Genomic DNA, 23,983 nt, shown 5'->3' with positions numbered 1-23,983 from the left:
CGCGTCGGCCCGGCGGGTCAGGGCATGGACTGGACGACCGTGAAGACCGCGCCCTCCGGGTCGGAGACCATGGCCAGGCGGCCCAGCGCGCCCTCCCGGGGCGGCCGGAGCACATGCCCGCCGAGTTCTTCGACCTGGTCGGCGGCCCGGTCGGCGTCCGAGACCTCGAAGTACGTCATCCAGTGCGCGCCCCGGTCGTGCGGCAGGGCGCGGCCCACCCCGTGGATCGAGGCCACCGGCAGGCCCCCGACATGCAGGGTCAGATAGTCGAAGTCGGCCGAGACCACCGCCTCCGCCTCGTGGCCGAAGACGGACTGGTAGAACTTGCCGACCATCGTGGTGTCCTGGGTGACCAGCTCGTTCCACACCGGCGTGCCGTGCACCCCGGTCAGCGGGGCCGCGTGGGCCCCGGACTGCCAGATCCCGAAGACCGCGCCGGCCGGGTCGGAGCAGATGGCCATCCGCCCGGCGTCCCCCGCGTCCAGCGGGCCCACCGCCACCGTGCCGCCGCAGCAGCGGATCGCCTCCGCCGTCTCGTCCGCGTCCTCGGTGGACAGGTACGTGGTCCAGGCCACCTGCAGATGGCGGTCCGGGGGCAGCTGGCCGATGCCCGCCACCTCACGGCCGTCGAGCAGCGCCCGGACGTACGGGCCGAGCGGCTCCGGGCCCGGGGCGTACTCCCAGCCGAACAGGGCGCTGTAGAAGTCCTCGGTGGTCCCGAGACCGTGGACCATCAGGCTCACCCAGCACGGTGCTCCGGTTGTGCGCCGCAGTGCTGCCTCGGTCATCGCCGAATCTCCTCCGCGTCTCGGGTGTCTGCTTGCCGCTGCTGATGCTTGCACTCCCCAGGCCGCGGCGCGCCCCGGCCGCGCCGCATTTCGAGTGGGCCCCGAGAGATGACCGAATCAGTGCGGCACGTCGGTGTCCGGCGTGTTACGCGGAGGCCGCGGAGGGGGAGAGGATGGAGCCATGACTGCGATCCTCTCCGCATCCGAACTGATGGCCGAACTGGCCGGTCCGCGCCCGCCGGTCCTGCTCGACATCCGCTGGCAGCTGGGCGGGCCCCATCTGCGGCCCGAGTACGAGGCCGGGCACCTTCCCGGCGCCGTGTACGTCGATCTCGACCGCGAACTCGCAGGTCCGCCTGGGTCCGGTGGCCGTCACCCGCTGCCGGACGCGGAGGAGTTCGGGGCGGTGATGCGCCGGGCCGGGGTCTCGGCGGACAGGCCCGTGGTCGTGTACGACGGCGGTCAGGGCTGGGCCGCGGCCCGGGCCTGGTGGCTGTTGCGCTGGACGGGTCACGGCAACGTCCGGGTCCTCGACGGGGGCCTGGTCGCCTGGACCTCGGCGGGGGGTGGACTGACGATCGAGGAGCCCTCGCAAGGGGAGGGCGATTTCAAGCCAAGTCCGGGAGCCGTGGGGCTGCTGGACGCGGATGCGGCGGCTTCGCTCGCCCGGACCGGCGTCCTGCTGGATGCCCGGGCGGGGGAGCGGTACCGGGGCGAAATCGAGCCGATCGACCGGGTCGGAGGCCACATTCCGGGCGCACTGTCGGCGCCGACGGCCGAAAACGTACGGCCCGACGGCAGGTTGCTCCCGGCGGAGGAACTCGCGGCGCGTTTCGCGGGCCTGGGCGCCTCCGGCGAAGCCCCGGTGGGCGTGTACTGCGGCTCCGGCGTATCGGGAGCCCATCAGGTGCTGGCACTCGAGGTCGCGGGCATCCCGGCGGCCCTGTACGCGGGCAGCTGGTCGGAGTGGTCCTCGGACGAGTCCCGCCCGGTGGCGACGGGCCCGGAACCGCAGTAGCGCCATCCGCCTGCGCGCGATACCTACCGGCTCCGCCGGGCCGCGCCGTGCCTGCCGGCTCCGCCGGGCCGCGCCGTGCCTGCCGGCCCCGGCCGGGCGGCTGCGTGCATGACCGGGGCCCTGCGGGCCCCGCCTGGCCGGCTGCCGGGGGCCGTGCGTTCCACGCGGTGCCGGTGCCGGGGGAGGGTACGCGGTATGGCCCCGGGCCACATCGTGGTGCGGGTGCCGGGCCGGCACCCCCGGACCGGCCCCGGAACGGCCGCGCGTTCCCGCGGGGTGGCTCCGGGGCGGCTATTCCTGCTTCTTGCGGCGGGTGCCGAAGACGATCTCGTCCCAGCTGGGGACCGCCGCGCGGCGGCCCGGCCGGACTCCGTCGGCCTCGGCCTGCCGGTCCGTGGTACCGGTGAGCCGGTCGCGATGGCCGGCCACCGTCCGCGGCATCAGCACGTCCGCGTATGCCGCCCCTGCGCCCGCCGAAGCGGCCGGCGGGGCCTCCTCGGCCTCCTCCGGCTCCGGTTCCGGCGCGGCGGCGGGCCGCTCCGGGACCACCAGGTCGCCCCGGAAGCTCGGTACCGCCTCCAGCAGGCTGGTCAGGGTGTCCCGCTCCTCCTCCGGCTCCGGCGGGGGCGCGGCCGAGGCGATGGCGGGGAGCTGGCGGTCCAGTGCGCGGTCGAGCGGCCGGTCCCGGGGCAGCCGCGCGATCCGCGGTACGAACGGGAACGTCGGCTCGGGGGCGGTCGGGAGGTCGTCCGACTCGCCGATCAGCGAGCGGGCCTCGTCGTCCACCGCCACCACCAGGCGGCGCGGCGGGTCGTACGTCCAGCTCGCGGAATGCGGTTCACCGGCCACCCGGTAGACCAGCAGGACCTCCCAGGTGCCGTCGTCGCGGCGCCAGGAGTCCCACTGGACGGTCTCCTTCTCGGCCCCGCGCAGCGTCAGCCGCTCCTGCACGGCCTCGCCGAGCTGGGGTCCGGTGTTCTCGCCGGGGCGGCGTACGGGGGTCTTGCGGGCGCGCTCGGCCATGAAGGCACGCTCGGCCAGGACCGGCCCTTCGAAGCGGCGGACCCGGTCGACGGGGATGCCGGCGAGCTGCGCGACCTCCTCCGCGGAGGCACCGGCACGTATCCGGGCCTGGATGTCCCGCGGGCGGAGGTGGCTCTCCACCTCGATCTCGATCTGGTTCAGCCGGGCACGGTCGTTGCGTACCGCCGCCCGCAGCCGTTCGTCGATCGGAAGCGTGTACTCCGTGCTGTCCGCAGCCTTGAGCACCAGTCGTGTGCCGTCATTGGAGACGGCCACGACACGCAGTTCGGGCATGGGGACCTCCCGGGTGGTGCCTGCCGACGTCACGTGCGTCGCTGCTTCCGCTAGTCGAGTGTGGCCTGCCCGGGTGCAGCCTGCCACAACCTTGCCGAGTTAAACCGGCGTGTCGGGCATGCGCCCTTGATCGCCGTTATGGCACGGTTACCTGTTGGCCACAGACAGTGACCGGGTGGTCACTCTGTGCAGCAGAAACCCGTGCGATAGCGCACTCTCGCCGGTTTCGAGCGCCGTTTCTCCATCAACCGGCCCCCTCTCCCGGGTCCGGACATCCGTAAGGAGGGACGGTCCCAGGGCTCGCCACAGTACTCCATTCGGGCCACCTGGGTGGACCGCCGCGCCGCCGAACTTGTCCGGCGGCAGGGGAGTTGGGAGACCGACCGGTCGGACGCCCCTGCGTCCGCGGTCGATTTGGGGTGGTGTGCTTCACAGAATCCGCAGAAATGGAACTATCGGTTTCGCTCAGAGGTCAGTAACTGCTGTAGGCCGGTGAAGCAGAGGTTGAGGATGGGTCAGAAGGCGACCGAGAAGAAGAAGCTCGATCTGAGTGTGACCCAGGTCGCGGGGACCTCGCTGGCCACGGTCGCCGCCGCCCTGCTCGCCTCGAAGCTCGGCGTGTACGGCACGATCCTGGGCGCCGGCGTGGTCAGCGTGGTGGCCACCGCGGGCGGCCCCGTGATCCAGCACCTCTTCCGCCGTACCGGCGACCAGCTGCGCGAGGCCGCCGCGCCGAAGGGCCGCCAGGTCCCGGTGCCGGCCGAGCCGGGCCCGCCCGCCGTCGGCGAGTTCAGCCCGGCCACCACCCACGGCAGCCGGAACCGGGGCTGGAAGCGCAGCGCGGTCGCCGCCGGGCTGGCCTTCGCCCTCGCGATGGGCGGCATAGGCGCGTACGAGGCCTTTGCCGGCTCACCGGTGAGCAGTGACGGGCGGTCCGTGCTGCCCGGTGGTCCCGTCAAGTCCCGGGCGGGTGAGGGCGACAAGGGAGACAAGGGCGACGACGGTTCGGGCGGCGGACGGCAGGGCCGGGAGGAACGGTCCGGCAACCCGGAGACCGGTACGGCCGATACCGACGGGACCGACGGGACTGCCGGTACCGACGGCACCCGCAGGCACTCCACCGGTCCCACCCCGCCGGACCCGGACCCGGACCCGACGCCGCCGACCCCCGCTCCCACGCCGACCCCGACTCCCACACCGCCCGGGCCGACCCCGGCACCGACCCCGCCCCCGACCCCCGGACCGGCGGCGCCGGGTGGCGACACCGGCCGGGGGGCGGGCAGCGAGCGCGGCCTGGAGAGCACGTCCTGACCGGGCCCGCCGGGTTCAGTCCCCGAGGATCCGGCGCAGGTAGTCGTTGCCGAACACCCGGTCCGGGTCCAGCCGGTCCCGCAGCGCGGTGAACTCCCCGAACCGCGGGTAGACCTCGGCGAAGTACCCGGCGTCCCGGGTGTGCACCTTCCCCCAGTGCGGGCGCCCGCCGTGTGCGGTGAAGATCCGCTCGGCGGCCGTGAAGTACGCCTGGTACGGGGTGCCCCGGTACATGTGCACCGCGACGTACGCGGTGTCCCGGCCGGAGGCGGTGGACAGGGCGATGTCGTCCGCCGGAGCCGTCCGGACCTCCACCGGGAAGCTGATCCGCAGGTCAGAGCGGTCCACCATGGCCCGCAGCTCCCGCAGCGCCGCGACCACCCGCTCGCGCGGAAGGGCGTACTCCATCTCCACGAACCGGACCCGGCGCGGGCTGGTGAACACCTTGTACGGGATGTCCGTGTAGGTGCGCGCGGACAGGGCCCGGCTGGCGATCCGGGCGATGCCGGGAATGGTCCCGGGGACCGCGCGGCCCAGCGAGTTGACGGCCTGGAAGAGGCCGTTCGACAGCAGCTCGTCCTCCACCCAGGCGCTGACCGCGCCGGGCGGGGCGGCCGGGCCCGGGCTGCGGTTGTTCCGCTTGGTGTTGCAGTTGCCGGTGTGCGGGAACCAGTAGAACTCGAAGTGCTCGTTCTCCGCGAAGTGCTGCTCGAATTCGTCCATCACCCGGTCGAAGCCCATCGGCTCCTCGCGGGCGGTGAGGAAGAACAGCGGCTCCACCGCGAAGGTGATCGAGGTGACCACGCCCAGAGCCCCGATCCCGATCCGGGCCGCCGCGAAGACCTCCGGGTTCTCCTTCTCGGAGCAGACGAGCATCCGCCCGTCCGCGGTGACCAGCTCCAGCGCGCGGATCTGGGCCGCGATGGAGGCGGAGTCCCGGCCGGTGCCGTGGGTGCCGGTGCCGGTGGCCCCGGAAACCGTCTGCTCCATGATGTCGCCCATGTTGGTGAGCGACAGGCCCTCCCTGGCCAGGGCCTGGTTGAGGTCCTTCAGAACGGTGCCGGCCGCCACTTTCACGGTGCCCGCCGACCGGTCGATCTCCAGGATCCCGGCGAGCGCCTGCGGCCTGATCAGTACGCCGTCGGTGGCCGCCGCCGCGGTGAAGGAGTGGCCGGTGCCGACCGCCTTCACCTTCAGTCCCTGCTCGGCGGCCCGCCGGACCGCCTCCTGAACGTCTCCGACCGAGGCCGGTTCCACTACGCGGGCCGGTGTCGCGGACACGTTGCCCGCCCAGTTACGCCACGTGCTCCCGGACTTCCCTGCTGTCGCCGTCCCCATCGCCAGAGGTCTCCTCCCCTTGCGCCGGCCTCGTCAGCCGGCGGTAACCCGCGAACGCAACCGCCGCCGCGGCAGCCCCCGCCGAGATGGAGACGACGTACCCGGTCCGGGCGCCCGACGAGTCGATGACCCAGCCGGCCACGGAGGACCCGAGCGCGACCCCGACCGCGAGCCCGGTGCTTGTCCAGGTCATGCCCTCGGTCAGCTTCGCGCGTGGTACGTGCGTCTCGATCAGGGCCATCGTCGTGACCATCGTCGGAGCGATGGCGAGACCCGAGACGAAGAGCGCCACGGCCAGAAACGGCAGGTTCCCGGCCAGTAGCAGGGGGATCATACTCACGGCCATCGCACTGACGCCCAGTACCCAGCGGCGTTCGGCTTTGCCCTTCAGGTGCAGCAGGCCGAAGACCACGCCCGCCAGGCAGGAGCCGAGGGCCCAGACCGCCAGCACGACGCTGGCCGCCGACTTGTGCCCCTCCTCCTCGGCGAAGGCCAGGGTCACCACGTCGATGGAGCCGAAGATCGCGCCGGTGGCCACGAAGGTGGCCACCAGGACCTGCAGGCCGGGGGAGCGGAGGGCGGAGCCCTTGTCCCCCTCGGTGTGGGTGGCGCGCGGGTGGGGTTCCGGCTCGGTGCTCCGCTGTGCGGTCAGCCACCAGGTGCCCACCAGCAGGCAGACCGCGGCGACCAGCGGGCCGGCCTCGGGGAACCAGGTGGTGGACAGTCCGATGGCCAGGATCGGGCCGAAAATGAAGCAGATCTCGTCCACCACGGACTCGAAGGAGTAGGCGGTGTGCAGCTCGCGCGGGGAGTCCCGGTAGATCGCCGTCCAGCGGGCCCGGATCATCGAGCCGACGCTCGGCACCACGCCGGCCCCCACGGCGAACACGAACCAGGTCCACTCCGGCAGGCCGTTCGCGGCGGCGAGCAGCAGCCCGGACACCGAGGCCACGGCGATGAGCGTGGCGGGCCGCAGCACCCGGCGCTGGCCGTACTGGTCGACCAGGCGGGACACCTGGGGGCCCATCACGGCGGCGGCCAGGGCGAGGGTGGCGGTGACCAGGCCGGCCAGCTTGTAGCGGCCGGTGAGCTCGGAGATCATCGTCACGATTCCGATGCCCACCATGGACAGCGGCAGCCGTCCGATGAATCCGGCGGTGCTGAACGCCGTGGTGCCGGGGGCGGCGAATATCGCGCGGTAGGGACTGGGCACGCTGCCCTCCGTAAGGGACGTCAATGGCTCGTACAGGTTACGGCTGGTAGCAACGCGCCCGCGCGGGGAGGGAGGGGGCGGGAAACCGGGGTGACGAAGTCTTCGGCCGGATGCACGGCCGTCGGTGTCGGGTGGCAGGATTCGAAGCATGTCAGACCAGCTCCCCAGCCCCGCGAACGGCGCTGCCGGCCCGGCCCGCCCCTACGACGCCCTCCTGCTGCTGTCCTTCGGCGGCCCGGAGGGACCCGACGACGTCGTGCCCTTCCTGGAGAACGTGACCCGCGGCCGGGGCATCCCGCGCGAGCGCCTCAAGGAGGTCGGGCAGCACTACTTCGGCTTCGGCGGGGTCAGCCCGATCAACGCGCAGAACCGGGAGCTGCTGGACGCCCTCCGGAAGGACTTCGCCGACCACGGCATGGACCTCCCGGTCTACTGGGGCAACCGGAACTGGGCGCCGTACCTGACGGACGTGATGCGCGACATGGCGGCCGACGGGCGGCGCCGCATCGCCGTGCTGGCCACCAGCGCCTATGCCTCGTACTCGGGCTGCCGCCAGTACCGCGAGAACCTCGCAGACGCGCTGGCCGTGCTCGAGCAGGAGGGCTTCGACCTGCCGCGGGTGGACAAGCTGCGGCACTACTTCAACCACCCCGGCTTTGTGCAGCCCATGATCGACGGGGTGCTGGCCGCGCTGGACTCCCTCCCCGAGGGCGTACGGGACGGGGCCCGGCTGGCCTTCACCACGCACTCCATCCCGACCGCGGCGGCCGACGCCTCCGGTCCGGCCGAGGACCACACCTCGGGCGGCGAGGGCGGCGCGTACGTCCGCCAGCACCTGGACGTCGCCCGGGTGATCGCCGACGCGGTGCGCGTCGAGACGGGCGTGGAACGGCCGTGGCAGCTCGTCTACCAGTCGCGCAGCGGCGCCCCCCACATCCCGTGGCTGGAGCCGGACATCTGCGACCACCTGGAGGCCGAGCAGGCCGACGGGGCTCCGGCGGTGGTGATGGTGCCGATCGGCTTCGTCTCGGACCACATGGAGGTCCTGTACGACCTCGACACCGAGGCGATGGCCAAGGCGGCCGAGCTGGGCCTCCCGGTGGCCCGGTCGGCCACCGTGGGCGCCGACCCGCGGTTCGCGGCGGCGGTCCGCGATCTGGTGCTGGAGCGGGCCGCGAGCGAGCGCGGCGAGCCGGTCGAGCGCTGTGCGCTGGGGCTGCTCGGCCCCGCCCAGGACCTGTGCGCGGTGGGCTGCTGCCCGGCGCGCGAGCCGCGGCCGGCAGCCGCCGGCGTGGACAGCCCGTACGCGTGAGGAGCATTGCTGTGCCGACGGAGGAGCTGAAGGCGGAACTGCTGGAGCTGGCCCGGGAGGCGGCCCGGCGGGCGGGGGCCTTGCTGCGGGACGGCCGGCCGGCCGAGCTGGCGGTGGCCGCCACCAAGACCAGCCCGATCGACGTGGTGACCGAGATGGACATCGCGGCGGAGAAGCTGATCACCGGCTTCCTGGCGGAGCACCGGCCGCAGGACGGGCTGCTCGGCGAGGAGGGCTCGGACAGCGAGGGCACGAGCGGAGTGCGGTGGGTCGTGGACCCGCTGGACGGCACCGTGAACTACCTGTACGGCCTGCCGGCCTGGGCGGTGTCGATCGCGGCCGAATACCGGGGCGAGACGGTCGTGGGCGTGGTCTGCGCCCCGCTCCGCGGGGAGACCTACCACGCGGTGCTGGGCGGCGGGGCCTGGCTGGGTGACGTACGGCTGGCCTGCCGTCCGGCCGCACCGCTGGACCAGGCACTGATCGGCACCGGCTTCGGCTACCTCCAGGAGCGGCGGGCGCACCAGGCGGAGGTCGCCGCGCAGATCATCCCGGTGGTGCGGGACATCCGGCGGGGCGGCTCGGCGGCGGTGGACCTGTGCGACGTGGCCTGCGGCCGGCTGGACGGGTACTACGAGCGCGGGCTCAACCCGTGGGACCTGGCGGCGGGGGAGCTGATCGCCCGGGAGGCAGGGGCCCGTACGGGCGGCCGGCCGGGCGCGGTGGCCTCGGGCGAGCTCGCGATCGCGGCGAGCCCGGGGGTGTTCGAGGCGATCCAGCCCCTGCTGGAGGCGGCAGGGGCCTGGCACGACTGACCACGACTGACCGGGCGGCCCGGCCCCGCGGCGCGGGGCCGGGCCCCGCACCGGCAGGGCTGCGCGCCCGGCAGGGCTACGCCGCGGTGACGCTGACGCCGTGTTCCGCCGCGAGGCGGTGGAGGTCCTCCAGTTCCGCCTGTTCGACCTCCGCGAGGAAGTCGTCGCCCGTTTGCTGGGCCCGGTTGAGGTCCGACTCGGTGGTGCGAATGCGCTGCAGGAGACCTGCGGTGAATGCGTCCATGGCGGTTGCGCCCCCTCTTCGTGGCACGGAGGTGTCCGGGAGGTAGGTGATCGGTGGTCGGGGTGTTCTGTCGTCCTCCCCGGCACCCTGGGCCCAGAAACCTCGAGAAGCGAGGGAATCCTCACTTCCGCCTCCCCGAACGGCCCTCTGGGGCGCCTTACAGCCGGTTTACCGCCGAAACGGGCAGGATGGATGGCGCAATGGACCTGCCCGTCTGGGCTCAGAGGAAGGAAATCGACGTGCGCGTACTCGTCGTCGAGGACGAGCAGCTGCTCGCCGATGCGGTGGCCACCGGGCTGCGCCGGGAGGCCATGGCCGTGGACGTCGTGTACGACGGCGCGGCGGCCCTGGAGCGCGTCGGGGTCAACGACTACGACGTGGTCGTGCTCGACCGGGATCTTCCTCTGGTGCACGGCGACGACGTCTGCCGCAAGATCGTCGAACTGGGCATGCCCACCCGGGTGCTGATGCTGACCGCCTCCGGTGACGTCAGCGACCGGGTCGAGGGCCTGGAGCTCGGCGCGGACGACTACCTGCCCAAGCCCTTCGCGTTCAGCGAGCTGACCGCCCGCGTACGCGCCCTGGGCCGGCGTACCACCGTCGCGCTGCCGCCCGTGCTGGAGCGGGCCGGGATCAAGCTGGACCCGAACCGGCGCGAGGTGTTCCGGGACGGCAAGGAGGTCCAGCTGGCGCCCAAGGAGTTCGCGGTGCTGGAGGTGCTCATGCGCAGCGAGGGCACGGTGGTCTCCGCCGAACAGCTGCTGGAGAAGGCGTGGGACGAGAACACCGACCCGTTCACCAACGTGGTGCGGGTGACCGTGATGACCCTGCGGCGGAAGCTGGGCGAACCGCCGGTCATCGTGACGGTGCCCGGTTCCGGCTACCGGATCTGACCCGGATGGCCACCACACCGGTGCCACCGGCGGCGCCGGCACCACCGAAACCGACCTGGGACCCCGGCCCGCCCGAGGGTCCTTTCCCTTGGCTGAGACCGACCATCCGGATACGGCTCACCCTGCTGTACGGCGGCATGTTCCTGATCGCCGGAATCCTGCTGCTGTCGATCATCTACCTGCTGGCCGCACAGACCATGCGGGCCGGCCTGCCGCCGCCGTTCAAGATCGTCGGTGGTCAGGACGTCCAGGTCACCAGCGAGACCTGCCGGGCCGTGAGCCTGGTCAAGAACGCCGACGAGCTCAATGCGGCGGTCGCCGCCTGTATGGACATCCAGCGCAAGCACGCCCTGGACGACCTGCTCAGCCGGTCCCTGATGGCGCTGCTCGGGCTGTCCATCATCGCGTTCGCCTTCGGCTACGCGATGGCCGGCCGGGTGCTCTCGCCCCTGGGCAAGATCACCAGGACGGCCCGGCGGGTGGTCGGCTCCGACCTCACCCGGCGGATCGAGCTGGACGGCCCGGACGACGAGCTCAAGGAGCTCGCCGACACCTTCGACGAGATGCTGGACCGGCTGGAACGGGCCTTCACCGCCCAGCAGCGGTTCGTGGCCAATGCCTCGCACGAGCTGCGGACCCCGCTCGCGATCAACCGGACCCTCCTCGAGGTGCACCTGTCCGATCCCGGGGCCCCGACGGAGCTCCAGCAGCTCGGCAAGACGCTGCTGGCCACCAACGAGCGCAGCGAGCAGCTGGTCGAGGGCCTGCTGCTGCTGGCCCGCAGCGAGAACCAGATCGTCGAGCGCAAACCGGTGGACCTGGCCGAGGTCGCCTCGCGCGCCATCGACCAGGCGCGCGGCGAGGCCGAGGCGAAGGGCGTGGAGATCCGCGGGGAGCGGGCCCCGGCGGTGGTCCAGGGCAATGGCGTCCTGCTGGAGCGGATCGCCCTCAACCTGGTGCAGAACGCCGTGCGGTACAACGTGCCGGAGGGCGGCTGGGTGGAGGTCGCCACCGAGGTCGCGCACGGCCAGGCGGTGCTCGTGGTCTCGAACACCGGCCCGGTGGTTCCCGCGTACGAGATCGACAACCTCTTCGAGCCCTTCAGGCGCCTCCGTACGGAGCGAACGGGCAGCGACAAGGGTGTCGGGCTCGGTCTGTCCATCGCACGCTCTGTGGCGCGCGCACACGGCGGCCGGATCCACGCCGAGCCCCATGAGGGCGGTGGCCTGGTGATGCGCGTCACCCTGCCGATCTGACGGACGCACTCCTGTTCGCTCTCGGCTGAACCCGAGGGCGGGCGGGATGGCCGTCGGCTGTGTGATCGATCACAGTGCCGAGTGCCCGTGCCTGCACGGTCCGTGACCCCGGGAGTCCCGGAAAGCCCGGGAAAGTCCGGGTTTCCGGCACCCCGAACGGCGGAAAATACACGGGGTGGCGCTCGTGCACGACGGCCTCCGGACCGTGTACGGTCCCGCTCGACATACCGGCACATCGCTCCTTCAGGGGGGCGGCTGGGTGTCGATTGAGTAACAGACCTTGATGTGAGGCAAAATCTCCGCCTCAGGTCGGGCACAAGTCCGGCCTCTCGCGCGTTACGTGCGCTGAGACACCGCTAACACCCAGAGGGGGAGAGCGAACAATGGCAACGGACTACGACACCCCACGCAAGACCGACGACGACGTCGACAACGACAGCATTGAAGAGCTGAAGGCCCGGCGCAACGAGAAGTCGTCCTCGGCGGTCGACGTCGACGACTTCGACGCGGTCGAGGGCCTGGAGCTGCCGGGTGCGGACCTCTCCAACGAGGAGCTGGCCGTCCGGGTGCTGCCCAAGCAGGCCGATGAGTTCACCTGTATGAGCTGCTTCCTGGTGCACCACCGCAGCCAGCTGGCGCGCGAGAAGAACGGCCAGCCCATCTGCCGCGACTGCGACTGAGGCAGCAGGCCGTGACAGGCTCGACACCGTTCCGCAAGCGGTTGCTCCGCAGGCAGGGTGAGTCGGTGCCGGCGGACGTGGAGGCAACGGGCCCGGAAACGGGCCCCGCCGCTCCCGCAGCGCCCGCCGTACCCGATGCAGCCCCGGTGCCCGCCGGGCCCGAGGCGGACGGAGAGCCGGTGCCGGCGGTCGTGGAGACCGGCGGTACGGCCCGGCAGAAGATCGCCGGGCTCCGGAAGGGAGCCGTGAAACACGGCGCACGCGCGGGCGGCTACGCCCGGGTGATCGCCGTGTACATCGCCGACCGGGTCATCGACCTCGCCCCGCGCGTTCCCGTACGCGACCTGGCGACGCTGCGCGCACAGTTCCCGGGCCTCGGTCCCGATCAGCTGGCCGACAAGCTGATCGCCGGTGCCGCACACGGCACCTCGACCGTGGGCGCGGGCATCGGCGCGGCAGCGATGCTTCCCGTGCCGCCCGCCATGCCGGCGGAGCTGGCCGCCGAGATCACCGGGGTCGCGGCGATCGAGCTCAAGCTCGTCGCCGAGCTCCACGAGGTCTACGGCCTGCGCCCGCCGGGCGGCCTCGGCCAGCGCAGCTTCGCCTACCTGACCGCGTGGACGGAAGAGCGCGGCGTCGATCTGACCAAGCCGACCACGCTGAACGCCGCCTTGGGCGGGCAGATGAAGCGGGAACTGCGGCAGCAGATCATGAAGCGGATGTTCCGCAACCTGCCGATGCTGACCCCGTTCATGGTGGGCGCGGCGGTCGGGGCGGTCATGAACCGCCGCGACACCAAGAAGCTCGCCGAGAAGATCCGCGCGGACCTGCGCAAACGCGCGGTGCCGTGGCACGCGCTGGCGGCCCAGCCGCCCCTGCCCCAGCCTCCCGACCCGCACCCGCTCCCGCCGGCCTGAGCCCTCGGGTGGTCAGGCGGTGGTGCGGGCGGAGCGGATGGCAGTGGCCAGGGCTTCCGGCTCGCGCGTCGAGACGTACACGTACGGGGTCGGGTCGGACGGGTCCGTGACCTCCACCCGGACCGCCGTCGGGACGTAGCTGCGCATCAGCATGAACGCCCGGGTATCCGCCTTGTACGTGCGCCAGGCGCGCGCCTGCTCCGCGTCCAGGATCTCGGGCTCGCCCAGGGCGGACACCGGAATCCGCGCATCCCCGGCCGCCAGCGAGCCGTTCACCACCCGCACCCGGGCGCTCCCGTAGGAGCTCACCAGCAGCCCCGTCAACGCCGTCCCGCCGACCAGCCCGGCCAGTACGGCCGCGGTCCCCAGCGGCACCAGCATCAGGGCACAGGCCAGGCCCATCAGCACGGTGATGCCCCACCAGGCGCGGGGGGCGGTCAGACGTTCGTCGTGGTGCGCGGGGGAAAGCTGCATGGTTCCAAGCTTGGCACGGGGCGACCGGCGGGTAGCCGCGCGGGTAAGGTCTGCGGCTGTGAGTGGACGAAACACAAGCCTGACGCCCCCGGCCGATGCCGCGGCGCCGGTCCGGCACCCCGACGCGCCGGCCCCCGGCGAACTCCTCGGCGCGCACTACGAGCACTGTTTCGGCTGCGGCGGCGGACAGCCGCACGGGCTCCACCTGGAGGCCCGGGCCGGCGACGGCGTCCGCGTCACCGCCGAGTTCACCGTCAGGCCCGCCCACCAGGGCGCCCCCGGCCTCGCTCACGGCGGAGTCCTCGCCACCGCTCTGGACGAGACCCTCGGCTCCCTGAACTGGCTGCTGCGCGTCATCGCGGTCACCGGCCGGCTGGAGACCGACTTCCTGCGCCCGGTGCCCGTGGACACCGTGCTGTACCTGGAGGCGGAGGTCACCGCGGTGGCCGGGCGGAAGATCTTCTGTACGGCCGTCGGCCGGATAGGCGGCCCGGAGGGCCCGGTCGCGGTACGCGCCGACGCCCTCTTCATCGAAGTCAAGGTCGACCACTTCATCGAGAACGGCCGACCCGAGGAGATCCGGGCGGCCATGGCCGACCCGGACCAGGTCAGGCGCGCCCGCGCCTTCGAGGTGAACCCCTGATGACCATGAACGGCAACCACGCACCCGTGGACGTACTGATCCGCCGCGTCGATCCCGAGGTGCCCCTTCCGGCGTACGGCCACCCCGGCGACGCCGGCTGCGACCTGGTCACCACCGAGGCCGCGGAGCTCGCCCCCGGCGAGCGGACCGTACTCCCCACCGGGGTGTCCATCGCCCTGCCCGACGGCTACGCCGCCTTCGTGCACCCCCGGTCCGGCCTGGCCGCCCGGTGCGGGCTCGCGCTCGTGAATGCCCCGGGGACGGTGGATGCCGGGTACCGTGGGGAGATCAAGGTGATCGTGGTCAATCTCGACCCTCGCGAGAGCGTCCGGTTCGAGCGCTTCGACCGCATTGCCCAGCTGGTTGTCCAGCGAGTCGAGAGGGTGCGCTTCCACGAGGTGGCGGAGCTTCCCGGCTCGGCCCGGGCCGAGGGGGGTTTCGGCTCCACCGGCGGTCATGCGGCTGTGGCCGGAAACGGCGCTGGTCAGCAGGGTGGGAATGGCTACGCTTCGGTCGTATCCGACCGGGAAGGACAGTGACGTGTTCGGACGTCGCAAGAAGAACAGCTCCGTCAAGGACGGTGGCGCGGCCGAGCAGGTCGTCGACGGCGCCGGGGCGGAGGAGAGCGAGTACGCCGAGGAATCGGACGAGTTCGACACCGGCGCCCAGCGCCGGGTGAACCTGCCGCCGGCCCCGCGGCCGGACGGCCCCTGGGATGTCTCCGAGGTGCCCGGCGATCCGGCCGAGGGCCGGGTCGACCTCGGCGGCATCTTCGTACCGGGTGTCGAGGGCATGGAGCTGCGCGTCGAGGTCGCCGGGGACGCGATCGTCGCCGCGACCGTGGTGCTGCGCGACAGCGCCGTGCAGCTGCAGGCCTTCGCGGCGCCCAAGAAGGAAGGCATCTGGGGTGAGGTCCGCGAGGAGATCGCCTCGGGCATCACCCAACAGGGCGGCATCATCGACGAGGTCCAGGGCCCGCTGGGCTGGGAGCTGCGCGCGCAGGTCCCGGTCCCGCTGCCGGACGGCACCCGCGGCGCACAGCTGGTGCGCTTCGTGGGCGTCGACGGCCCGCGCTGGTTCCTGCGCGGAGTGATCTCCGGGCAGGGCGCGGTGCAGCCCGAGTCGGCCGGCCTGCTGGAGACGATCTTCCGTGACACCGTGGTGGTGCGCGGTGAGGGACCGATGGCTCCGCGCGACCCGATCGTCCTGAAGCTGCCGAACGACGCCCAGATGGTGCCGGACGGTGTGCAGACGGAGGACGCGGAGGGCTCCCGCTTCTCCGGCGGAATGGGCCAGCTGGAGCGCGGCCCGGAGATCACCGAGGTCCGCTGACCACGCGAAACGTCCCTGAGGACCGTACCGGGCCGTGCTCCCCGCAAGGAGTGCGGCCCGTCCGCGTGCGGGGGAAACGTGCGTGAGGAACGTACGTGAGAATGGGACACATGGGACGCGGCAAGCTTCGGATCTACCTGGGTGCGGCTCCGGGCGTGGGCAAGACGTACGCGATGCTGGCCGAGGGGCACCGGCGGCTGGAGCGGGGCGCGGACTGCGTGGTGGGCTTTGTCGAACACCACGGGCGGCCTCGTACGGAAGTGCTGCTGCACGGTCTGGAGCTGGTGCCGCGCCGTGAGCTGAGCTACCGCGGCTCGGCGTTCACCGAAATGGACGTGGACGCGGTGCTGGCGCGCCGTCCCGCCATAGCGCTGGTCGACGAGCTCGCCCACACCAATGTGCCGGGCTCGCGCAACGCCAAGCGCTGGCAGGACGTGGAGGAGCTGCTCCGGGCCGGTATCGACGTGGTCTCCACCGTCAACATCCAGCACCTGGAATCGCTCGGGGACGTCGTGGAGGCGATCACCGGGGTGCGGCAGCGCGAGACCGTGCCCGACGAGGTGGTGCGGCGGGCCGATCAGATCGAGCTGGTCGACATGTCCCCGCAGGCCCTGCGCCGCCGGATGGCCCACGGCAACATCTACAAGCCGGACAAGGTCGACGCGGCGCTGTCGAACTACTTCCGGCCCGGGAACCTGACCGCGCTGCGCGAGCTGGCCCTGCTGTGGACCGCCGACCGGGTCGACGAGTACCTCCAGCAGTACCGGGGGGAGCACGGCATCCGCTCGCCCTGGCAGGCCCGGGAGCGGATCGTGGTCGGCCTCACCGGGGGACCGGAAGGCCGTACGCTCATCCGCCGGGCGGCGCGGCTGGCGGAGAAGGGCGCGGGCGGCGAGGTGCTCGCCGTCTACATCGCCCGCAGCGACGGGCTGACCGCCGCCTCGCCCAAGGAGCTCGCGCTCCAGCGCACCCTGGTCGAAGACCTGGGCGGAACGTTTCACCATGTGATCGGCGACAACGTTCCCGAAGCGCTCCTCGAATTCGCCCGGGGCGTGAACGCCTCCCAGATCGTGCTCGGATCCAGCCGCCGCAAGGCCTGGCAGTACATGTTCGGGCCGGGTGTCGGAGCCACCGTCGCCCGGGAATCGGGCCCCGACCTGGACGTGCACATCGTCACCCACGAGGAGGCGGCCCGCGGCCGGGGCCGCGGCCGTGGACTGCCGGCCGCCCGCGCCGGGGCCCTGCTGGGCCGCACCCGGACCCTGGCCGGCTGGGTGGTCGCCGTGGTGTTCCCGCCCCTGCTGGCCCTCCTGCTCACCCACATCGACGCGGACCCGGGCATCGCCAACGAGGTGCTGCTGTTCCTGACGCTCACCGTGGCGGCGGCGCTGCTCGGCGGACTGTTCCCGGCCCTGGCCTCCGCCGCCTTCGGGTCCCTGCTGCTCAACTACTACTTCGCCGCGCCGCTGCACCGGTTCACCATCTCCGACCCCAGGAACATCGTCGCCATCGTGGTGTTCTTCTCGGTGGCGGTGGCCGTGGCCTCGGTGGTGGACCTGGCCGCCCGCCGCACCCAGCAGGCGGCCCGGCTGCGCGCCGAATCGGAGATCCTCTCCTTCCTCGCCGGCAGCGTGCTGCGCGGCGAGACCACCCTGTCCGCGCTGCTGGAACGGGTCCGCGAGACCTTCGGCATGGAATCGGTGGCCCTGCTGGAACGGCAGGGCGACACCGAGCCCTGGATCCCGGCCGGCAGCGTCGGCCCGAACCCGGTGGCCCGCCCCGAGGACGCGGACGTGGACATGCCGGTCGGCGAGCACATGGCCCTGGCCCTCTCCGGCCGGGTGCTGCCCGCCGAGGACCGCCGGGTGCTGGGCGCCTTCGCCGCCCAGGCCGCGGTGGTCCTGGACCGGCAGCGCCTGGTCGGGGAGGCCGAGGAGGCCCGCCGGCTCGCCGAGGGCAACAAGATCCGGACCGCCCTGCTGGCTGCGGTCAGCCACGACCTGCGCACCCCGCTCGCCTCCATCAAGGCCTCCGTCTCCTCGCTCCGCTCGGACGACGTGGACTGGTCCGAGGAAGACCGGGCCGAGCTGCTCGCCGGCATCGAGGAGGGCGCCGACCGGCTCGACCACGTGGTGGGCAACCTCCTCGACATGTCCCGGCTCCAGACCGGAACCGTCACCCCGCTGATCCGCGCCGTCGACCTCGACGAGGTGGTGCCGATGGCGCTGGGCGGCGTACCCGAGGACAGCGTGCAGCTGGACATCCCGGAGACGCTGCCGATGGTGGCGGTGGATCCCGGGCTGCTGGAGCGTACGGTCGCCAATGTGGTCGAGAACGCCGTCAAGTACAGCCCCGACGGGCGGCCCGTCACCGTGGCGGCCAGCGTGCTGGGGGACCGGGTGGAGGTCCGGGTCGTGGACCGCGGCCCCGGCGTCCCCGACGAGGCCAAGGAGCGGATCTTCGCCCCCTTCCAGCGGCACGGGGACTCCCCGCGGGGTGCCGGAGTGGGCCTCGGCCTCGCCGTCGCCCGTGGATTCGCCGAGGCGATGGAGGGAACCCTGACCGCGGAGGACACCCCCGGGGGCGGCCTGACCATGGTGCTGAACCTGCGTGCCGCGGACGGTGAGGAACCGGAAGCGGCCGGGGCCGCGGCCGGGGAGGTTCCCGTTGCCGCACCGCAGGACCCCGCCGGCCCACCGCAGGACGGCGTACGCATACGAGAGAAAGCAGGACCTCAATGACCCGGGTGCTCGTGGTCGAGGACGAGCCGCAGATCGTCCGTGCCCTCGTGATCAACCTGAAGGCGCGGAAGTACGAGGTCGACGCCGCGGCCGACGGGGCGAGCGCCCTGGAACTGGCCGCCGCCCGCCACCCCGACGTGGTCGTCCTCGACCTCGGGCTGCCCGACATGGACGGGGTCGAGGTGATCAAGGGGCTGCGCGGCTGGACCCGCGTCCCCATCCTGGTGCTCTCCGCCCGCCACAGCTCCGACGAGAAGGTCGAGGCGCTGGACGCGGGCGCCGACGACTACGTCACCAAGCCCTTCGGCATGGACGAGCTGCTGGCCCGGCTGCGCGCCGCCGTCCGCCGGGCCGAGCCGCCCGCCGGCTCGGGCGACACCGAGGTGATCCTGGAGACCGCCGGGTTCACCGTGGACCTGGCCGCGAAGAAGGCCGTCCGCGAGGGCCGCGACGTCCGCCTGACCCCGACCGAATGGCACCTGCTGGAGGTCCTGGTCCGCAACGGCGGCAAGCTGGTCAGCCAGAAACAGCTCCTCCAGGAGGTGTGGGGCCCGTCGTACGGGACCGAGACCAACTACCTCCGGGTGTACATGGCCCAGCTGCGCCGCAAACTGGAGGCCGACCCCTCGCACCCCGTGCACTTCATCACCGAACCGGGCATGGGATACCGCTTCGAGAGGTAGTGGGGCCGCCGGTACGCTTCCTGTATGAGTGCTGAACCGCGTCCCGAGAAGCCCGCGAAACCGGCCCGGCCGGCGGGCCGGTTCCGCCGGATGATCGAACGGCTGTCCTCCACCCAGGAAGAGCTGCATTCGGCGGAGCTGCAAGAGGACGCAGAAGCCGCGGGGTGCACGCGGATCTGCGACTGCCACGACCGCCAGATAGTGAAGGTGACCGGTACGCTGCGTACCGTCACCCTGCGGCCGAGGGCGGGCGTCCCCGCACTGGAGGCGGAGCTGTTCGACGGCTCGGCCGCGCTGGACGTGGTCTGGCTCGGGCGTCGCTCGATCGTGGGAATCGAACCCGGCCGGCGCATGATCGCCTCCGGGCGGATCGCGATGAGCCACGGCCGCCGGGTCCTCTTCAACCCGAAGTACGAACTCCGACCCCTCGGACAGGAGCACTAGCCGGTGACGTCATGGGACAAGCCGAGCCCCGCCGAGGCGGGAGCGCGGGCGACGCAGGCGCATCCGACTGAGTCGGAGGCCGACCAGAAGGCCGTCACACAGGCGGCGCTCTTCGATGCCTTCGGCGGCATCCGCGGCACCCTGGAGACGATGCTCCCCGGGCTGCTCTTCGTGATGATCTACACGGTCAACAAGGACGTGAAGATGTCGGCGATCGCGGCGGGCGCGGTGGCCGTGCTGCTGGTGATCGTGCGGCTGGTGCGCCGGGACACCGTCAAACACGCCTTCAGCGGTGTGTTCGGCGTCGGTGTCGGCATCGCCTTCGCGTTGTTCACGGGCAGCGCCAAGGGCTTCTATCTGCCGGGCATGATCTACGGCGCCTGCCTGGGCATCGCGTTCACGCTCTCCGCGCTGGTGGGCTACCCGCTGCTCGGGGTGGTGCTGGGTCCGGTGTTCAAGGAGAACCTCTCCTGGCGCACCCGGAACCCCGGCCGCAAGAAGGCGTACACCAAGGCGAGCCTGGCCTGGGGGCTGATCTTCCTCGCCAAGTACGCGATCCTCTTCCCGCTGTACTGGTGGGGCGACGCCACCCAGCTGGGCTGGCTGCTGATCGCGCTGAAGCTGCCGCCGATGGTGCTGGCGGTGTACTTCACCTGGCTGTTCCTGGCGAAGGCACCGCCGCCGATCGACGTCTTCGCCGAGATGGAGGCGGAGGAGGAAGCGGAACGCCTCCGAAAGGCGGGCCAGACCCCCTCGCGGGAGCAGTAGCCACCACCGCCCGGCCCCGCCGGGAGCACACCGCACGGTGAAGGGGCGGGGCAGACCCGAAGGTCTGCCCCGCCCCTTCACCGTGCTCCGCGGCTAGCGCCTGGCCTGGAGGAGGTCCTCCAGCTGTTCCTCGCGTGCCTGGGCCGCCACGAACAGCAGCTCGTCGCCCGCCTCCAGGGTCTCCTCCGGGCTCGGCGTCAGCACCCGGTTGCCCCGGATGATCGTCACCAGCGAGGTGTCCTCCGGCCAGTCGATCTCGCTGATCTGGGTGCCGGTCACCGAGGACTCCGGCGGCAGGGTCAGCTCGACCAGGTTCGCGTCGCCGTGGCTGAAGCGCAGCAGCCGGACCAGGTCGCCGACGCTCACCGCCTCCTCCACCAGCGCCGACATCAGGCGCGGCGTGGACACCGCGACGTCGACGCCCCAGGACTCGTTGAAGAGCCACTCGTTCTTCGGGTTGTTGACCCGGGCGACCACGCGCGGAACGCCGTACTCGGTCTTCGCGAGCAGCGAGACGACCAGGTTCACCTTGTCGTCACCGGTGGCCGCGATGACCACGTTGCAGCGCTGCAGCGCCGCCTCGTCCAGCGAAGTGATCTCGCACGCGTCGGCCAGCAGCCACTCCGCCTGCGGCACCCGCTCCACCGAGATGGCGGTCGGCGCCTTGTCGACCAGCAGCACCTCGTGGCCGTTCTCCAGCAGTTCGCCCGCGATGGAACGGCCCACCGCGCCCGCTCCGGCGATCGCGACCCTCATGCGTGTGCCTCCTCGGGACCTTCGGCGAAGGCTTCCTCGACCTTGGCGATCTCGTCCGTGCGCATCATCACGTGGACGAGGTCGCCCTCCTGCAGAACCGTCTGCGAGGTCGGCAGCATCGCCTCGCCCAGCCGGGTGAGGAACGCGACGCGGACGCCGGTCTCGTCCTGCAGCCGGCTCACCTTGTGCCCGATCCAGGCGGCGGAGGCGTGGACCTCGGCGAGCTGTACACCGCCGCTCGGGTCGCGCCACAGCGGCTCCGCGCCCGAGGGCAGCAGCCGGCGCAGCATCTGGTCGGCGGTCCACCGTACGGTCGCCACGGTCGGGATGCCCAGCCGCTGGTAGACCTCGGCACGCTTGGGGTCGTAGATGCGGGCGGCAACGTTCTCGACACCGAACATCTCGCGGGCCACACGGGCGGCGATGATGTTGGAATTATCACCACTGGAGACGGCGGCGAACGCCCCCGCGTCCTCGATTCCGGCCTCGCGGAGGGTGTCCTGGTCGAAGCCGACCCCGGTGACCCGACGACCGCCGAATCCCGCTCCCAGCCGACGGAACGCGGTGGGGTCCTGGTCGATCACCGCGACCGTATGCCCCTGCTGCTCCAAGGTCTGCGCGAGGGCGGAGCCCACTCTTCCGCAGCCCATAATGACGATGTGCACGGCCGTCCTTCCGGCTGTCAGCGGCTGTTGTTCTCTTCAGCCTCATTCATGCTCAGGGTTCACAGGGTCTCAGACCACGGCCCAAGCTACACACGGGCGGTCGTCCGTGGGACCCGTAACCCCGCAGTCGTGTCGAATTGCCATACAACAGGGGTGCTGGTTGGGCAACGGTCTTTTCGAACGCTTAACATCCTCTGCGTGTCCAAACTGACCGACGTGCCCAAACGGATCCTGATCGGCCGGGCGCTGCGCAGCGACCGCCTCGGGGAAACGCTCCTTCCCAAGCGGATCGCCCTGCCCGTCTTCGCCTCTGACCCGCTCTCCTCCGTGGCATATGCCCCGGGCGAGGTCCTGCTGGTCCTGTCGATCGCGGGTGTGTCGGCGTATCAGTTCAGCCCATGGATCGCGGCAGCGGTCGTCGTGCTCATGTTCACGGTGGTCGCCTCCTACCGGCAGAACGTCCACGCGTACCCCAGCGGCGGTGGCGACTACGAGGTCGCCAACACCAACCTCGGCCCCAAGGCCGGCCTCACCGTCGCCAGCGCGCTGCTCGTCGACTACGTCCTGACCGTCGCCGTGTCGATCTCCTCGGGCGTCGAGAACCTCGGCTCCGCCGTGGACTTCGTCATCGAGCACAAGGTCCTCTCGGCGATCGTCATGATCCTTCTCCTCACGCTGATGAACCTGCGCGGAGTCAAGGAATCCGGGAAGCTCTTCGCGATCCCGACCTATGTGTTCGTCGCCGCCGTCTTCATCATGATCAGCTGGGGCGCCTGGCAGGGCATCGTCATGGACGAGACCATGTCGGCCCCCACCGCCGACCTGGAGATCAAGCCCGAACACCAGGGGCTGGCCGGCTTCGCACTGGTCTTCCTGCTCCTGCGGGCCTTCTCCTCCGGCTGTGCGGCGCTCACCGGCGTCGAGGCGATCAGCAACGGCGTCCCCGCCTTCCGCAAGCCCAAGAGCAAGAACGCGGCCACCACCCTGCTGTTCATGGGCATCCTCGCGGTCACCATGTTCTGCGGCATCATCGGCCTGGCCATGGCCACCAACGTGCGGATGGCCGAACAGCCGGCCACCGACCTCCTCAGGGACGGCGTCCCGGTCGGCGACAGCTACGTCCAGAACCCGGTCATCTCGCAGGTCGCCGAGGCCGTCTTCGGCAGCGGCAGCTTCCTCTTCATCCTGCTGGCCACGGCCACCGCACTGGTCCTCTTCCTCGCCGCCAACACGGCGTACAACGGCTTCCCGCTGCTCGGCTCGATCCTGGCCCAGGACCGCTACCTGCCGCGCCAGCTCCACACCCGCGGCGACCGGCTGGCCTTCTCGAACGGCATCGTGCTGCTCTCCGGCGCGGCCATCCTGCTGGTCTGGCTGTACGACGCCGACTCCACCAAGCTGATCCAGCTCTACATCGTCGGTGTCTTCGTCTCCTTCACGCTGAGCCAGATCGGCATGGTCCGGCACTGGAACCGGCACCTGGAGACGGAGCGGGACAAGTCCGCCCGCCGCCGGATGATCCGCTCCCGGGCCATCAACACCTTCGGCGCGGTCTTCACCGGCCTGGTGCTGGTCGTCGTCCTGGCCACCAAGTTCACCCACGGCGCCTGGGTCGCCCTGCTCGGCATGGTGATCTTCTACGGCACGATGACCGCGATCCGGAAGCACTACGACCGGGTGTCCGCGGAGATCGCGGCGGCCGACGGGCCCTCCGACGACAGCGTCCGCCCCTCCCGCGTGCACTCGATCGTGCTGGTCTCGAAGGTCCACAAGCCCACCCTGCGGGCCCTCGCCTTCGCCAAGCTGACCCGCTCGGACACCCTGGAGGCGCTCAGCATCAGCGTGGACCCGGTGGAGACCAAGGCCCTGCGCGCCGAGTGGGAACGCCGCGGCATCAACGTCCCGCTCAAGATCCTCGACTCCCCGTACCGCGAGATCACTCGCCCGGTCGTGGAGTACGTCAAGGGGCTGCGCAGCGAGAACCCGCGCGACGCCGTCAGCGTGTACATCCCCGAGTACGTGGTGGGCCGCTGGTACGAGCACGTCCTGCACAACCAGAGCGCCCTGCGGCTCAAGGGCCGGCTGCTGTTCACCCCCGGTGTGATGGTCACCTCGGTGCCCTACCAGCTGGAATCCTCGGAGATCGCCAAGAAGCGGGCGAAGAAGCGCCAGGAGTGGAACGCGCCGGGCGCGGTGCGCCGCGGTCCGGTGAACCCCCCGCGCTCGAAGGAATCCAGCAAGCCGTAGCAAGCCCCGGGGTCGAGCCGCAGCGAGCCGTATCGGCCACTCGGCGAGGTCGTATAGGCCCCGCAGGGACACGTAGACTGGTGGGTCGGTCGGTCCTCCGACCCGCCAGTCCCTTTCTTCCCCTGGAG

Annotated in this window: 24 protein-coding genes; 16 read left to right on the top strand and 8 right to left on the bottom strand. The window is 71.7% G+C overall.

The features are described 5' to 3' along the window. Positions 1 to 17: 17 nt before the first annotated feature. The gene (locus DEJ50_RS08415; protein WP_150206947.1) at positions 18 to 788 is read right to left on the bottom strand and encodes a VOC family protein; all 771 of its coding nucleotides are present in this window, start codon (positions 786 to 788) and stop codon (positions 18 to 20) included. Between the two features lie 181 nt (positions 789 to 969). On the opposite strand from DEJ50_RS08415, the gene DEJ50_RS08410 reads away from it, so the two are divergent. Next, on the top strand, positions 970 to 1,806 hold the full coding sequence (locus DEJ50_RS08410) for a sulfurtransferase (RefSeq protein ID WP_150206946.1): 837 nt from the start codon (positions 970 to 972) through the stop codon (positions 1,804 to 1,806). 291 nt (positions 1,807 to 2,097) lie between these two features. Here the strand turns inward: DEJ50_RS08410 and sepH are convergent, their stop codons facing one another. Continuing rightward, the gene (gene sepH, locus DEJ50_RS08405) at positions 2,098 to 3,123 is read right to left on the bottom strand and encodes a septation protein SepH (protein WP_150206945.1); all 1,026 of its coding nucleotides are present in this window, start codon (positions 3,121 to 3,123) and stop codon (positions 2,098 to 2,100) included. A 510-nt stretch (positions 3,124 to 3,633) separates the two neighbouring features. Here sepH and DEJ50_RS33850 point away from each other — a divergent pair. Beyond that, positions 3,634 to 4,434 (top strand): hypothetical protein, encoded by an 801-nt coding sequence (locus DEJ50_RS33850; RefSeq protein WP_190344363.1) that lies wholly within the window; start codon positions 3,634 to 3,636, stop codon positions 4,432 to 4,434. A gap of 15 nt (positions 4,435 to 4,449) precedes the next feature. Here the strand turns inward: DEJ50_RS33850 and DEJ50_RS08395 are convergent, their stop codons facing one another. Both DEJ50_RS08395 and DEJ50_RS08390 read right to left on the bottom strand, forming a co-directional pair. Then, positions 4,450 to 5,772 (bottom strand): D-arabinono-1,4-lactone oxidase, encoded by a 1,323-nt coding sequence (locus DEJ50_RS08395; protein ID WP_150206944.1) that lies wholly within the window; start codon positions 5,770 to 5,772, stop codon positions 4,450 to 4,452. Then, complete coding sequence (locus tag DEJ50_RS08390; RefSeq protein WP_150206943.1) at positions 5,729 to 6,985, bottom strand: MFS transporter; 1,257 nt, start codon at positions 6,983 to 6,985, stop codon at positions 5,729 to 5,731. Before DEJ50_RS08390 ends, DEJ50_RS08395 begins: the two co-directional genes overlap by 44 nt. Positions 6,986 to 7,133: 148 nt before the next feature. On the opposite strand from DEJ50_RS08390, the gene DEJ50_RS08385 reads away from it, so the two are divergent. After that, a complete protein-coding gene (locus DEJ50_RS08385) occupies positions 7,134 to 8,297 on the top strand; it encodes a ferrochelatase (protein WP_150206942.1) in 1,164 nt (387 codons plus the stop codon). Positions 8,298 to 8,308: 11 nt separating this feature from the next. Beyond that, on the top strand, positions 8,309 to 9,112 hold the full coding sequence (locus tag DEJ50_RS08380) for an inositol monophosphatase family protein (RefSeq protein ID WP_411757588.1): 804 nt from the start codon (positions 8,309 to 8,311) through the stop codon (positions 9,110 to 9,112). A gap of 76 nt (positions 9,113 to 9,188) precedes the next feature. Here DEJ50_RS08380 and DEJ50_RS33845 read toward each other — a convergent pair whose 3' ends face one another. Next, positions 9,189 to 9,356, bottom strand: a complete 168-nt coding sequence (locus DEJ50_RS33845; RefSeq protein WP_190344361.1) for a hypothetical protein — start codon at positions 9,354 to 9,356, stop codon at positions 9,189 to 9,191. Between the two features lie 239 nt (positions 9,357 to 9,595). Here DEJ50_RS33845 and DEJ50_RS08375 point away from each other — a divergent pair, with 239 nt between their 5' ends. The 4 genes from DEJ50_RS08375 to DEJ50_RS08360 all read left to right on the top strand — a co-directional run bounded on the left by DEJ50_RS08375 (position 9,596) and on the right by DEJ50_RS08360 (position 13,102). Continuing rightward, positions 9,596 to 10,249, top strand: coding sequence for a response regulator transcription factor (locus tag DEJ50_RS08375; RefSeq protein WP_150206941.1), 654 nt, complete (start codon positions 9,596 to 9,598; stop codon positions 10,247 to 10,249). 5 nt (positions 10,250 to 10,254) lie between these two features. Then, positions 10,255 to 11,505: a sensor histidine kinase gene (locus DEJ50_RS08370; RefSeq protein ID WP_150206940.1), complete on the top strand. Its 1,251-nt coding sequence runs from the start codon at positions 10,255 to 10,257 to the stop codon at positions 11,503 to 11,505. 383 nt (positions 11,506 to 11,888) lie between these two features. Further along, on the top strand, positions 11,889 to 12,185 hold the full coding sequence (locus DEJ50_RS08365; protein ID WP_150206939.1) for a DUF4193 domain-containing protein: 297 nt from the start codon (positions 11,889 to 11,891) through the stop codon (positions 12,183 to 12,185). A gap of 11 nt (positions 12,186 to 12,196) precedes the next feature. After that, positions 12,197 to 13,102, top strand: coding sequence for a hypothetical protein (locus tag DEJ50_RS08360; protein ID WP_150206938.1), 906 nt, complete (start codon positions 12,197 to 12,199; stop codon positions 13,100 to 13,102). A 12-nt stretch (positions 13,103 to 13,114) separates the two neighbouring features. Here DEJ50_RS08360 and DEJ50_RS08355 read toward each other — a convergent pair whose 3' ends face one another. Next, positions 13,115 to 13,576: a DUF3093 domain-containing protein gene (locus DEJ50_RS08355; protein ID WP_150206937.1), complete on the bottom strand. Its 462-nt coding sequence runs from the start codon at positions 13,574 to 13,576 to the stop codon at positions 13,115 to 13,117. Positions 13,577 to 13,634: 58 nt separating this feature from the next. Between DEJ50_RS08355 and DEJ50_RS08350 the strand changes: the two genes are divergently transcribed. The 7 genes from DEJ50_RS08350 to DEJ50_RS08320 all read left to right on the top strand — a co-directional run bounded on the left by DEJ50_RS08350 (position 13,635) and on the right by DEJ50_RS08320 (position 20,187). Then, positions 13,635 to 14,219 carry a PaaI family thioesterase gene (locus DEJ50_RS08350; RefSeq protein ID WP_150206936.1) on the top strand — a complete coding sequence of 195 codons (585 nt, stop codon included), beginning with the start codon at positions 13,635 to 13,637 and terminating at the stop codon, positions 14,217 to 14,219. Beyond that, entirely contained in the window at positions 14,219 to 14,758 is a 540-nt protein-coding gene (gene dut, locus DEJ50_RS08345; protein ID WP_223837672.1) for a dUTP diphosphatase, read from the top strand. Before DEJ50_RS08350 ends, dut begins: the two co-directional genes overlap by 1 nt. Position 14,759: 1 nt before the next feature. Next, positions 14,760 to 15,551: a DUF3710 domain-containing protein gene (locus DEJ50_RS08340; RefSeq protein WP_150206935.1), complete on the top strand. Its 792-nt coding sequence runs from the start codon at positions 14,760 to 14,762 to the stop codon at positions 15,549 to 15,551. A gap of 110 nt (positions 15,552 to 15,661) precedes the next feature. Further along, entirely contained in the window at positions 15,662 to 18,292 is a 2,631-nt protein-coding gene (locus DEJ50_RS08335) for a sensor histidine kinase (protein WP_150206934.1), read from the top strand. Beyond that, a complete protein-coding gene (locus DEJ50_RS08330) occupies positions 18,289 to 18,975 on the top strand; it encodes a response regulator (RefSeq protein WP_150206933.1) in 687 nt (228 codons plus the stop codon). Before DEJ50_RS08335 ends, DEJ50_RS08330 begins: the two co-directional genes overlap by 4 nt. Positions 18,976 to 18,999: 24 nt before the next feature. Continuing rightward, on the top strand, positions 19,000 to 19,419 hold the full coding sequence (locus tag DEJ50_RS08325; RefSeq protein ID WP_150206932.1) for an OB-fold nucleic acid binding domain-containing protein: 420 nt from the start codon (positions 19,000 to 19,002) through the stop codon (positions 19,417 to 19,419). A gap of 3 nt (positions 19,420 to 19,422) precedes the next feature. Further along, positions 19,423 to 20,187 (top strand): DUF3159 domain-containing protein, encoded by a 765-nt coding sequence (locus DEJ50_RS08320; RefSeq protein ID WP_150206931.1) that lies wholly within the window; start codon positions 19,423 to 19,425, stop codon positions 20,185 to 20,187. 93 nt (positions 20,188 to 20,280) lie between these two features. Here DEJ50_RS08320 and DEJ50_RS08315 read toward each other — a convergent pair whose 3' ends face one another. Continuing rightward, positions 20,281 to 20,943, bottom strand: a complete 663-nt coding sequence (locus tag DEJ50_RS08315; RefSeq protein WP_150206930.1) for a potassium channel family protein — start codon at positions 20,941 to 20,943, stop codon at positions 20,281 to 20,283. After that, positions 20,940 to 21,608, bottom strand: a complete 669-nt coding sequence (locus DEJ50_RS08310) for a potassium channel family protein (protein WP_150206929.1) — start codon at positions 21,606 to 21,608, stop codon at positions 20,940 to 20,942. Before DEJ50_RS08310 ends, DEJ50_RS08315 begins: the two co-directional genes overlap by 4 nt. A 198-nt stretch (positions 21,609 to 21,806) precedes the next feature. Between DEJ50_RS08310 and DEJ50_RS08305 the strand changes: the two genes are divergently transcribed. Then, complete coding sequence (locus tag DEJ50_RS08305) at positions 21,807 to 23,855, top strand: APC family permease (RefSeq protein ID WP_150206928.1); 2,049 nt, start codon at positions 21,807 to 21,809, stop codon at positions 23,853 to 23,855. Positions 23,856 to 23,983: the final 128 nt, after the last annotated feature.

Source organism: Streptomyces venezuelae (assembly GCF_008642295.1).
Taxonomy (GTDB): Bacteria; Actinomycetota; Actinomycetes; order Streptomycetales; family Streptomycetaceae; genus Streptomyces; species Streptomyces venezuelae_C.
Note: the sequence above shows the minus strand (reverse complement) of the source record. Positions and strands in the feature narration are given on the sequence as shown.